This is a genomic window from Deltaproteobacteria bacterium (assembly GCA_016875395.1).
Taxonomy (GTDB): Bacteria; Myxococcota_A; UBA9160; order UBA9160; family UBA6930; genus VGRF01.
Genome location: VGRF01000025.1, coordinates 1 through 11,689 on the forward strand (window position 1 = coordinate 1; position 11,689 = coordinate 11,689).

The following is an 11,689-nucleotide window of genomic DNA, read 5'->3' on the forward strand; positions in this document are numbered from 1 at the left end:
TCCGCCTCGCGCAGAATCTTCACCATCTGCTCTTCCGTAAACCGACTCTTCTTCATGGGGGCTTCCTTTCCGTCGGAAGCCATTCTCTCTCAAGAATCAGTCGGTCCGAGAATCGGCCAGCAGGTCAGCGCGACGTGCAAACGCTTGAACTGCCTGGACGATTGGAATCGCGCTGAGAACACCGAGCGCGAGCAAGCCCCAACCTGGAACGGGGTAGTCCGAGCCGAGGCGGTCGAACACGGCTAGCGCTGTGGCGGCTGACCACTGGGCGACAAACGTCGCGGCACGGCGAACTTGTGGAACCAGCGCGAGGATGACTCCGCCGACGACCGTCGCGATCACACCATTTCTGATTGGATGAGTTTCCCGGTCTGCCAATCTGCAATCCGGCTTCGCGTACCCGCAGGAAGGAATTCACCGTTCCGCGGGCAGTCTGTCCGCTTGATTGGCTCGGCACAACGGGCCGGATCAGACTCGCGGGGCCGGAAACGACTGCCGCCAGCTTTACAGGTACACGCGAAACCGTGCACGGAGCCGGACCACCGTGTGCGTGCGGCGCGTTGGACCAGCCTTAGCTCTTTACCCTTTTCGCTCTTGACCTAGATGCGAATCTAGAGCGAAAATCCCTCCATGCTCTCACCCCCCAAGAGAGCCATCGCGCTCGGCGCGGTGGGCGGCGTCTCTTCGCGCGCGGCGGCTGGCTCGGCGAGCCGGTCCGCCGCGTGCGGGGAGCCCGACGGCGGCGAACCCCTCGAATGCGCTCCTGAGAGCGCGGCGGACCCGGAGGCGAACGATGCGTGGGATCCTCGAACCGGCGATGAGCTCGTCATTCAACGCGGCGAAGTGCGCACCTACGCGCTTCGTGCGCTGGACGGCGCGCGCGAAGCGGCGCGAAGCAGCGCCGAGGCCATCGCTCGGCGACTGCACGGAGAGCGCGAGCAGGAAGCTCGGCTCACCGCCCTACTCCACGACCTGCGCGCCGACGTTCAGGCCGGGGGCGCCCCTCAGCTAAGCGCGGCGCGGCTCGCGACGGGCCTGCCCGCGGTCGATCAGCTGCTCGGCGGCGGCTTCCCACGCGGGCGGCTCGCCGAGATTGCGGGGCCGCTTTCCGCGGGCCGCACCTCGCTCGCGCTCGCGCTGCTCGCCGAAACCACGCGGCGCGGCGCGCTCGCGAGCGTGATCGACATCGCCGACGCCTTCGACCCGAGCTCCGCCCACGCGGCGGGCGTCGATCTCGCGCGCGTGCTCTGGGCACGACCGCTCGCGGTGGCCGAAGCGCTGCGCTGCGCCGAGCACGTGCTCAGCGCGGGTGGCTTCGAGCTCGTGCTCGTCGACCTCGCCTTCGCCGCCGCGCGCGAAAGCCCGCGCATTCCCGATGCCGCGTGGCCGCGCCTGCGCAAGCACGCCGCCAGCGCGAGCGCAGGCCTCGTGCTGCTCACGCGCGACCGCCTCGCCGGCGCCTCCGCCGATCTCGCGCTCGAGCTCGCCAGCGCGCGCGCCTGTTTCGCCGCGCAGCCCGCCTGGCTCGAAACACTCGAAGGCCACGTCCACCTCGTCCGCAACCGCGCCGGCCCGACGAGCGCCGCGCGCATCCGCTTCGCGCACACCGCCGCCGCGTGAAGGCGCGCGATCCCTAACAACCCACCGCCAGGAGAAAGCGGCCACGCTTCCAAGCAGTCGCCCCGCCTCACCCCCACCCCATGCGCCCCCCGCGCGACACCGAAATCGAGCGCGCGTTCCCGAGTGCCGAGGAACGCGAGGCGAGCGCTCACGCCGAAACCAAGAAGCGAAGCGCCGCCCCAACCCAGCAACGCGCACCTGACGACGAAACGCGTGCTCGATGGGAGCCGCAAGCCGCGAGCGCCCAAGCAGGTACGGGCTCGATGCGTGACGCGGCGCGCAGCGAGCCGGAGTCCGCGGAGGCGAGCGAAGCCAAAGAAAAACCGCGGCCACGTCACGACGAGACTCAGCCCGGCGGTGGTGATTCCACAAAACACCTCGCTCCCTGCAGGCCACCGGCCGCGGCGCGCATCGCCTGCCTGCTCGTCCCCGCTCTCCCCCTCGCCGCGGAGTTACGCGCGGATCCCGAGCTGCGCGGTCGCGCGCTCGCGATCGCGTCGGCGCCGGGGCCGCGCGGCGAGGTGATCGCGTGCTCGCCTGAAGCGCTCCGCGCGGGCGTGCGCGTGGGCAGCGGCGTCGTGCACGCGCGCGCGGCTTGCGCGCAGCTCGCGGTGCGCGTGCTCTCGCCTGCGCGCGAGCGCGCCGCGCGCGAAGCGCTGCTCGACGCCGCGCTCGCCTGCGCGCCCCGCGCCGAGCTGGCGCCGCCGGCGACCGGCTTTCACGCCGCCGAAGCCGCCGTGTTCGTCGACGCGCGCGGCGTCACCTCGCTCCATCGCAGCGAGGCCGGCTTCGCGGCCGCGCTCGCCGCGTACGCCGATAAGCTCGGCTTGGCCGCGCACGTCGCCATCGCCAGCACCCGCGGCACCGCGCTGATCGCCGCGCGCCTGTTGGCGGCGACTCCGGCACACGGCGCCAGCGAGTGCAGAGCGCGCGTCATCGCCGCCGGAGAAGACGCGGAGTTTCTCGCTCCGCTCTCGCTCGACCTGCTGGGCCCGGAAGATGCGCTCAGCGACGCGCTCTCGCGCTTCGGCCTGCGGCGCGTGGGCGACTTGTTACGGATTCCCGAGCGCGCGCTGGTGAACCGCCTCGGCCCCTCGCTCCTGCCGCTACTCGCGCTCGCACGCGGCGAGGACTCGGCGGCGCCGCCGCGCGCGCCGGATGCGGCGCTGTTCGAGGAAGGCAGCGACCTCGAGGCGCCCGTCGCGCAGCTGGAGCCGCTGCTGTTCGTGCTGCGCGGCCTGCTCGCGCGGCTCGCCGACAGGCTCGCGAGCCGCGGCCTCGCGTTCGGCGAGATCGGCCTCGCGCTCGCGCTCGACGGCGGCGGGCGCGACGAGCGCACGCTCGGCCTCGCCGCGCCCACGCGCGACGTGCGCGTGCTCTTGCGCATCGCCGCGCTCGCGCTCGAAGCCACGCCGCCGCGCGCCGCCGTCGACGCGATCTCCGTAACGACTCGCGGCGCCGAGCTGCGCGGCGACCAGCTCGACTTCTTCGCACCCGCCGGCCCCGCGCCCGCCGCGCTCAGCCGCACGCTCGCCGAGCTCGCTGCGCTGTGCGGAGAGGGTCGCGTCGGCGCCCCCGCACTCGCGAACGCGCACCGCCCCGACGCGTTCGCGCTCGCGCCGTTCGTGCTGCCCGCGAGCGCAGCGCGCAGCGAGGCCGCGCCACGACGGCGCGGTGATCGCGCGCGCGCGGAGTCGCGTGCGCGCCCCATCGCGGAGAACGCCGCGAGCGGCGCGCCGCACTGCAGCGATCTCGCGAGCGCGCCGCAGCCCCGCGCCGATCTCGCCGCCCCACGCGCCCCTGCCGTGCGCGCGCTGCGCCCGCCGCTTGCCGCTGCGGTTCGCAGTGCGCGCGGCGCACCGCAGTGGGTGCAGAGCGCACTCGCGAACGGCGAGGTGCTGCGCTGCGCCGGCCCGTGGCGCACCACCGGCCAGTGGTGGAGCGAGGAGCGCTACGCATTCGACCACTACGACGTCGCGACCGCCGACGGCGCCGTCTTCCGCCTGCGCCGCGACCTGCTGCACGAGCGCTGGGAGATCGATGGGGTGTTCGATTGAGGCCGGTGCGACGACGCCCCCATTCCGCGGCCCCTTCTCCGGATCCTACTCTCCCCTCGTGACCGCCCACTCCCGCACGATCCTGCACGCCGACATGGACGCCTTCTACGCGTCCATCGAGCAGCGCGACGACCCCGCGCTGCGCGGGCGCCCGGTGATCGTGGGCGGCACGAGCGCGCGCGGCGTCGTGTCGGCCGCCAGCTACGAGGCGCGCAAGTTCGGCGTGCGCAGCGCGATGCCGGGCTTCGAAGCGCGCCGGCTGTGCCCCGACGGCGTGTTCCTGCGCGGCGACATGACGAAGTACGCGCGCGAGTCGAAGCGCATCTTCGCGATCTTCGAGCGCTTCACGCCCGCCGTGGAGGGGCTTTCGCTCGACGAGGCATTCCTCGATCTCACGGGCACCGAGCGCTTGTTAGGGACGGCGCGCGCCGTGGGCGAGCGCCTGCGGCGCGAGGTGCGCGCGGAGACCGGGCTCGCGGTTTCGGTGGGCATCGCGCCGGTGAAGATGGTCGCGAAGATCGCGAGCGATTCGGCCAAGCCCGACGGCCTGCGCGAGGTCGCCCCTGGCGAAGTGCGCGCGTTCCTCGACCCGCTGCCGGTGGGGCGCCTATGGGGCGTCGGCGCCGTCGCCGAAGCGCGGCTCACGAAGCTCGGCCTGCGCACGATCGGCGATCTCGCGCGGCTCGATCGCGAGCGCGCGCACGCATGGCTCGGCGACTGGGGAGTGGCGATGGCGCGGCTCGCGCGCGGCGAGGACGTGCGCGACGTCGAGCCCTATCGCGACGCCGTCTCGATGAGCGAGGAGAACACGTTCGCGGGCGACGTGAGCGACCGCGCGGTGCTCGACGCCGCGATCCTCGCGCATGCGGACTCGGTGGCGCGCCGCTTGCGCAAGAGCGGCGAGCAAGGCCGCACGGTCGTGCTGAAGTTGAAGCTCGCGCGTCGCGTCGCCGCGGGCCCACGCGGCTACCCGCTGCTCACGCGCCGCGCCACGCTCCTCCAGCCGACCGACGACGGCGACGTCATCGCGACCACGGCGCGCCAGTTGTTGCGGGAATCCGGGCTCGCGGAGCCCGTGCGCCTGCTCGGCGTCGGCGTGACGAACCTCGCACCTGCGAACCCCGAGCAACTCGCGCTCGGCGCGGACGGCGAGGCGCGCACGAAGCGCGCGAGCCTCAACAAGGCGCTCGACGCGCTCGCGGACCGCTTCGGCAAGCACGCCGTCCACCGCGCCGAACAGGCCGACGTGAGTCGCGCCGCGCTCTCGGATCAGATCAAGCGCGGCGAATGAGCCTAGAACCCATCTCAAAATTCCTCCCGTCGCCGGGCGCGCGTCTTTGTCCGTCTGGCTTCGTTGCGCTTCGCTCGAAGTATCGACGGATACGCCTTCGCTCGCGCGCCTCGCCAGCCGGCCAAATCCGCGCGCCGGGCTCGGTCCGGAATTCCGAGATGGGTTCTAGTAGCGCGTCGGGTTCGAGAGCAGGCCCCAGTTCCACGCGAACCACGCGAGCGCGAGGAACGCGAGCGCGGGCAGCGCGCGGCCCAGGCGGCGCCAGCGCGAGAGCGAGGGATCGCGAAGCGCGCGCCAGCCGAGTGGAAGGCACGCGAGCGAGAGCGCCGCCGCGACCCACAGCAAGCCCACCGCCACGAGCAGGGGCGTGTCGTTCCCGCTCGAGAATCGCCAGAACGCGCTCGCTGCCGAGCCCGAAAACGCGAGGATCGCGGCGAACGCACCGAGCCAGAGCGCCGCGGTGGCGGTGAAGAGCGCGCGCTGGGTGAGCGGGCGCGGCGGTGCGGGCGCGGCGCGGAACGAACGGCGCGCGACGAGGCCCGCGAGTGGCGCCACGAGAGTGACGAGAACCACCGCGAGCGCGGGCAGCAGCACCGAGAGCGAGAAGCGCAGCGTGTCGACGAAGCGCGCCCGCTCGAACGTCAGGCCTGGGAACCACGGCAGGACGTGCGTGACTCGCCCGGGCTCGTCGCGCGCGAACTCGATCTCGAGCTCGCCGTCCTCGGAGCGGAACCGATACGGCGCGACTTCCCGCCACGTGCGCGTGTTGCCCGCCGCGTCCGTCAGCCCTTCGCCTTCGATGCGATGAGCGTCCCGCGCCGTCACGCGCGTTTGCGAGAGCAGGCCGAGTACGCGCATCAGCGAGCGATCCGAGCGTCGCGTCGTCATGTACGTGCCCGCGACTTCGTGCGCGTGGCCGGGCTCGATCGCGACGGCGTGCTCGCGGCGGCGCTCCGCGAAGTAGCGCTTCACGAGCGCGGGCACGAGCGCCTGGCGCAGCAAACGCCCGCCGTTGCCGAGGCTGTTCTGCGCGACGAACACCCCGAAGCCGTGCTCGGGCGAGACGGCCAGCTCGCTGTGGAAGTACGAGAGGTCGCCGCCGTGCCCTAACAAGCGCACGCCGTGCGGGCGCGACTCCATGATCGCGAGGCCGAGCGCGTTGCCGGCGACCGTCACCTGCGGCTCCAGCCAGCGCGCAAACGCATCGTGCGAAAGGACGCGCGCGCCGTCGAGCTCTCCGCGGCCGAGCAGCATGCGCATGAAGCGCGTCATCGCGGCGCCGCTCGCGGTGAGCGCACCTGCGGGCGCATCGTGGATGAACTCGAACGGCCCCGGCGGCTGCGACGCGACCGCGTAGCCCTGCGACATGCGCGCGGCGAACCGCGCTGGCAGCGGCTGCTCGAAGGTCGCGTCCATCGCGAGCGGCGCGAACACGCGCTCCGCCACGAGCTGCTCGAAAGGGGCGCCGCTCTGGCGCTCCGCGATCGCGCCCGCGAGCGCGACGCCGTAGTTCGAGTACGACGGCCACTTCTCAGGCTCGAACGTGCGCCCCGGAAGATGCGTGCGCACGAACTGCGCGAGCGGCGGCACGGGCACCGGCGAGCCGAGATTGCGCAAGCGTTGCTCGAATCCCGCGCGATGCGTGAGCAGCTGGCGCAGCGTGACGGGCTTCCCGAACGCGGGTGGAATCTCGAAGTCGAGGTACGCGTTCGCGTCCGCATCGAGATCGAGCTCGCCCTTCTCATCGAGCTGCAGCACCGCCAGCGCCGTGAACAGCTTGCTGATCGACGCCATCCGAAAGTACGTGTTCTCGTCCACGGCGATGCGCTTCGCGATGTCGGCGAAGCCGTAGCCCTTCACGAACGCGACCTCGCCGCCCGCGACGACGCCGACGACCGCGCCCGCGACGTCGTTCTTCGCGAGCTCCGCCTCCACGATGCCGTCGACGAACGGCTCGAGATCCGCGCGCGACGGAACGGGGCGCGCTTGCGCGAGCCCGTGCGATGCGAGGATCAAGCACGCCGCCGCCGCGAGGAAGCCGTTCTTCATGCGGGAATCCTGCGCGCGCGAAGCCGCTGTCAATCGCGCTCGCGCGCTCGATGCGAGTGGTTACGGTGCCGCGATGACTGCCGCCGCGATCTCCGAAGAACGCAGCGCCGCCCACGGCGTGCGCTGGAACCTCTCCCATCTCTATGAGGAGCCTGCGCGCGCCGCGATCGACCGCGACCTCGCGGCTTCGCTCGCTGCCGCGAACGCCTTCGCCGCGCGCTACCGCGGCCGCGTCGCGCAGCTCGGCGCGCGCGAGCTCGCCGAGTCCGTCGACGCGTACGAAGCCGCGCTGAAGCCGGCGTCGCGCGCGGGCGCGTACGCCTCACTGCAGTTCGCCGCGGACACGCAGACGCCCGCGCACGGCGCCCTCGTGGCGCACGTGCAGGAGAAGGGCACCGAGGTGCGCAACGCGCTGCGCTTCTTCGAGCTCGAGTGGATCGCGGTCGACGCCGCGCGTGCCGAGTCGTTGTTGGCGGACCCCGCGCTCGCGAAGCGCCGCCACTATCTGGCCGCCGCGCGCCGCTATCGGCCCCACGTCCTCAGCGAAGCCGAGGAGCGCATCCTCGACGAGACCGCGAACCAGGGCTCGCGCGCGTGGTCGCGCCTGTTCGACGAAACGGTGGCCAGCCTGCGTTTCACGCCGGTGCTCGCGGGCAAGCCCGAGGAGCGCGGGCTCGAAGAGACGCTCGCGCTGCTCTACGACGCACGCCGCGAACGCCGGCAAGCGGGCGCCGCCGCGCTCACCGAGGGCCTCCGGAACAGCTCGCGCGTGATCGCGTTCGCGCTGAACACGCTCGTCGCGAGCAAGGCCACCGAGGACCGGCTGCGCAAGTACGCCGGTATGATGGACGAGCGGCATCTCGCGAACGAGATCGAGGCCACCTCGGTCGACGCGCTGATGAGCGCCTGCGAGCGCGCCTTCCCGCTCGTGCAGCGCTACTACCGGCTCAAGGCGAAGCTGTTAGGGATTCCGCAGCTCGCCGACTACGACCGCTACGCCCCGCTCTTCGAAGAGAAGCGCGCGCGCAGCTGGGCGGAGGCGCGAGACATCGTCCTGCGCAGCTACCGCGCCTTCTCGCCCGAGATCGCGAACATCGCTTCACGCTTCTTCGCGGGCGACTGGATCGACGCCGAGGTGCGTCCCGGCAAGAGCGGCGGCGCGTTCTGCGCGACCACGCTGCCCGAGCTCCACCCTTACGTGCTGATGAGCTTCACGGGCGAGTCGCGCGACGTGATGACCCTCGCGCACGAGCTCGGTCACGGCGTGCACTCTGTGCTTGCCGAGCCGTGCGGCCTGCTCGAGCAGCAAGCGCCGCTCACCACCGCCGAGACCGCGAGCGTGTTCGGCGAGATGCTCGTGTTCCGCGCGCTGATGAAGGAAGAGAGCGACCCGAAGGCGCGCCTCGCGCTGCTGTGCGGAAAGCTCGAGGACGCGTTCGCCACGGTGTTCCGCCAGGTCGTGCTCACCCGCTTCGAGGAGAAGCTCCACGCCGCGCGCCGCAGCGAGGGCGAGCTGCCGGCGGCGCGCATCAACGCGCTCTGGCTCGAAGCCAATGCGCCGATGCACGGCGACGCCGTCGCGCTGAGCGACGACTACGCCTGGTGGTGGCTCTACATCGGCCACTTCGTGCACTCGCCCTTCTACTGTTACGCCTACGCCTTCGGCGAGCTGCTCGTGCTCGCCTTGTTGGGGCGCTACGACGCCGAGGGCGCGCCTTTCATCGCGAAGTACCGCGCGCTGCTCGCCGCCGGCGGCAGCGAGACGCCGAGCGTGCTGCTCGCGCGCGTCGGCCTCGACGTAACGGACGCGAAGTTCTGGGACGGCGGCATCGCGGTGATCGAGGGGATGGTCGCGCAGGCGGAGGCGCTCAGCGCTCAGATCGGATGAGCTCCTGCTCCAGCGCCGAGCGAGTCCGCGGAGCTCGGCGCGGGCCAACCCAGCAAGCCCAAGCCGGCCGCGACGCCTTCAGCGTGCAGGTCGCTCGCTGAGCCCGCTCGCCGTGATGAACCTGCAGCGACAGCTTGCGATGCGCCAACCACTCTCTGTTCGCAGCACCTCATCCTCGTAGACCGCGCTGCGCGTCGCGCTTCCATCGCTCGGGGCGAACAGCAGATTGCGCGCGACGTGCGCTGAGCTCGCGCTCGTCATCTCGATCTGCGGCACGCCGCCGAGGTGCAGGCCGCTCGGCGCAGCGGTCGACAGTTGGCGCAGGCCCTCGTGGCCGCTCCACTCGCGGCCGTACACGAGGAACCGCGCGTCCGCCGTGAAGAGCGCGACCCACGCGTCCGCGTCGCAGCGATCGAGCGCGAGGCAGTAGCGCGCGTAGAGGTCGCAGATCGCGGCGTGATCTTCCGGCGTGGGCAGCATGCGCGCCTCCAAGCCGCGCGCAGCATCGCCCCGAGCGCGACGGTGCGCCCGCTCAGCTCGCGCGCCGCGAGGCGAGCTCGAGCCCCGCTGCGATCACGAGCGCGCCCGTCACCACCCAGTCCGCAGTAACAACCCGCGCGAGCGCGCCGTTCGCGCCGCCCTCGAGCGCGGCGATCGCGATGAATCCGATCGCGCTCGCGAGGCCGACCACGATCGCGGCAGCGCGCAGCTCGGGACGAAACGCGGCAGCGGCGAGCAGCCCGCCCACCACGCCGAACAGCAGCGCGCGGTGGCGCAGCAAGATCGCCAGCACGGGATCGCTCACGTCGACGCCGTAGAGCGCGCGCAGGCGCTCGGCCCCGAGCACGCCCACGACGGGCGCGAGCTTGATCGCAGCGGCGAGCAGCAGGAGCAGTGCGGTGGCGAGGTTCATCGCGCGAGCTTGACGCAGGGGCATCGCGGGCGGCGATTCCCTTTGCGGTCAAGCGCACGAGATCGGTCGCCCAGCGCGACCCGCAACGACGCCATCGCAGAATCGACCGGACCCGGATACACACGGAGCCCCTGAACGGAGTGAGCGCGATGATCGAGGCCAACCTGACCCGCTTCGGCCCGAAGACCTTCGGACGGGGCCATGAAGCCGCGGCGGCCGAGCCGGCGACGTTCCGTGCGATCCCCGGACCGGCGAAGCTCGTCCTTCACAGCCGTGGCCTCGCGAGCGCGCAGATCCGGATCAACGGCCGCGAGGTCGTGGAGCCTCGGCACCTCAGCACCGGCGGCGAGGTCGCCTTGCCGCTGACCCTCGAGCGCGAGAACACCCTCGAGGTGAAGGTTCCCAGCGGCGTTGGTGGGACGCTCGAAGCTCGCGTGACCCAGCTCGCCCGCGCCGATCTCGGGCTCCAGCGCCAGGGCTACTTCGGGCTCAACACGAGCGACATGGCGCGCCAGCGAGCCTTCTACGAAACGCTCGGCTTCAAGGGCGAGATCTTCCCGGCGGGACCGGAGACCAGCACCACGTTCGCGCGGTCGCTCGGCTTTGCGGACGACTACTTGATCTACGTCGCGCTCACGAGCCTGCAGAATCCGCCCGTTCCGCCCTTCGTCGACACGGTGCAGTTCCGCGGCGACTCGTATCGCGGCGAGCCGCCCTACGCGAAGGTCAACCACCTCGGCATGGCGTACGCGACCTACGCGACGGCCGACCTCGACGGCTACGTGGCGGATCTGCGCGCGAAGGGCGTCGCGTTCGTGTCCGCGCCCGCGACGGCGCCGAACGGCGAGCGCTTCGTGTTCATGAAGGACCAGGACGGCGCGTTCCTGAAGCTGGTCGAGACCTCTGACGGAGGAGCGAGCCCCAGCCGCGGATTGGTGCGGCTCATGAACACGAACATGAACGTGTCCGACCTGGAGCGATCGCGAGAGTTCTATCGCTTGCTCGGTTTCAGCGAGTCCGCGCCGAGCTCGCAGGCCGGCTCGGGCGAGTTCGCCGCCGCGCACGGCTTCGACGGGCCGATCGAGTTCGAGGGCGTCGACATCAGCCTCGGCAAGGACACGGACGGAGCGACGCTCCAGCTACGGCGCTGGAAGCGACCCTACGACGACGCGCCGCCCTACGCGCCGCCCGTCAATCACCTCGGCATCGACCGCATCAACTTCTACGTGAAGAACCTGACCGATTCGATTCGGACGATGCGAGAGGTGGGCTTCGAGCCGCTGTGGCCGATCGGCGGCAGCCCCGAGTTCGGCATCGTGTTCTTCTTCGATCCCGACGGAATCAAGGTTCAGCTTGCGGGGCCACGGACGGGCTAGCCCGGATTTCTCACCAGACGCAGCATCCGCGAGGCGTGCCGGCCCTTCTCCCAATGCCGGGCCGGGCACCGCTCAGGTGTTAGGGACTCCCGCTGCGCCGACTCGATCGCGCGATGAGGCGCGCGCATTGATCACTGTGCGAGACCATGAGGAGACATTCGTTCTGCGTTGCAGCAAGAGGTCAGGACACCTTGATGACTCGCTTCGCCTCACGGATGAGTTCCTCGATCACTGCTAGGGGGACATCGCCACCAAAGGTCTCCAACACGAACTCTCCGGCGGCGTCCCAAAACACGACACGCGCCACGCGCATCTTCTTGCCGCCTTCCACGCGATAGAGATCGAAACCACCCCACCCATCGCGCCGATCTTCGACATAGGTTGTTTCGAACTCGAATCTGCCATGAACTCGCTTCATCGAGGGCCGCCTCCCTTCAGAACGAACGCGCGACCGTGACGATGATTGGTCGCAACTCCGCTGGGACAAGAACCCCA

General features: G+C 71.3%; 9 protein-coding genes. 5 read left to right on the forward strand and 4 right to left on the reverse strand.

The genetic code is table 11. The features are described from left to right. Nucleotides 1–630 precede the first annotated feature (630 nt). The 3 genes from FJ091_16840 (at nucleotide 631) to FJ091_16850 (ending at nucleotide 4,968) form a co-directional block, all read left to right on the forward strand. Complete coding sequence (locus FJ091_16840) at nucleotides 631–1,620, forward strand: hypothetical protein (GenBank protein MBM4385021.1); 990 nt, start codon at nucleotides 631–633, stop codon at nucleotides 1,618–1,620. Between the two features lie 263 nt (nucleotides 1,621–1,883). Further along, complete coding sequence (locus FJ091_16845) at nucleotides 1,884–3,677, forward strand: hypothetical protein (protein MBM4385022.1); 1,794 nt, start codon at nucleotides 1,884–1,886, stop codon at nucleotides 3,675–3,677. After that, nucleotides 3,661–4,968: a DNA polymerase IV gene (locus tag FJ091_16850; GenBank protein MBM4385023.1), complete on the forward strand. Its 1,308-nt coding sequence runs from the start codon at nucleotides 3,661–3,663 to the stop codon at nucleotides 4,966–4,968. The genes FJ091_16845 and FJ091_16850 overlap by 17 nt, the downstream gene beginning before the upstream one ends. Before the next feature lie 165 nt (nucleotides 4,969–5,133). Here FJ091_16850 and FJ091_16855 read toward each other — a convergent pair whose 3' ends face one another. Further along, nucleotides 5,134–7,017 (reverse strand): beta-lactamase family protein, encoded by a 1,884-nt coding sequence (locus tag FJ091_16855; GenBank protein ID MBM4385024.1) that lies wholly within the window; start codon nucleotides 7,015–7,017, stop codon nucleotides 5,134–5,136. Between the two features lie 73 nt (nucleotides 7,018–7,090). Between FJ091_16855 and FJ091_16860 the strand changes: the two genes are divergently transcribed. Beyond that, nucleotides 7,091–8,905 (forward strand): M3 family oligoendopeptidase, encoded by a 1,815-nt coding sequence (locus tag FJ091_16860; GenBank protein ID MBM4385025.1) that lies wholly within the window; start codon nucleotides 7,091–7,093, stop codon nucleotides 8,903–8,905. A 78-nt stretch (nucleotides 8,906–8,983) separates the two neighbouring features. Here FJ091_16860 and FJ091_16865 read toward each other — a convergent pair whose 3' ends face one another. Together FJ091_16865 and FJ091_16870 are read right to left on the reverse strand one after the other, a co-directional pair. Then, on the reverse strand, nucleotides 8,984–9,385 hold the full coding sequence (locus FJ091_16865; GenBank protein MBM4385026.1) for a nuclear transport factor 2 family protein: 402 nt from the start codon (nucleotides 9,383–9,385) through the stop codon (nucleotides 8,984–8,986). Nucleotides 9,386–9,437: 52 nt separating this feature from the next. Continuing rightward, nucleotides 9,438–9,818 carry a phosphopantetheine adenylyltransferase gene (locus FJ091_16870; GenBank protein MBM4385027.1) on the reverse strand — a complete coding sequence of 127 codons (381 nt, stop codon included), beginning with the start codon at nucleotides 9,816–9,818 and terminating at the stop codon, nucleotides 9,438–9,440. Between the two features lie 149 nt (nucleotides 9,819–9,967). Between FJ091_16870 and FJ091_16875 the strand changes: the two genes are divergently transcribed. Further along, nucleotides 9,968–11,194 (forward strand): VOC family protein, encoded by a 1,227-nt coding sequence (locus tag FJ091_16875; GenBank protein MBM4385028.1) that lies wholly within the window; start codon nucleotides 9,968–9,970, stop codon nucleotides 11,192–11,194. A 181-nt stretch (nucleotides 11,195–11,375) separates the two neighbouring features. On the opposite strand, the gene FJ091_16880 is transcribed toward FJ091_16875, so the two are convergent. Then, nucleotides 11,376–11,612: a hypothetical protein gene (locus FJ091_16880; GenBank protein MBM4385029.1), complete on the reverse strand. Its 237-nt coding sequence runs from the start codon at nucleotides 11,610–11,612 to the stop codon at nucleotides 11,376–11,378. Between the last annotated feature and the right edge of the window lie 77 nt (nucleotides 11,613–11,689).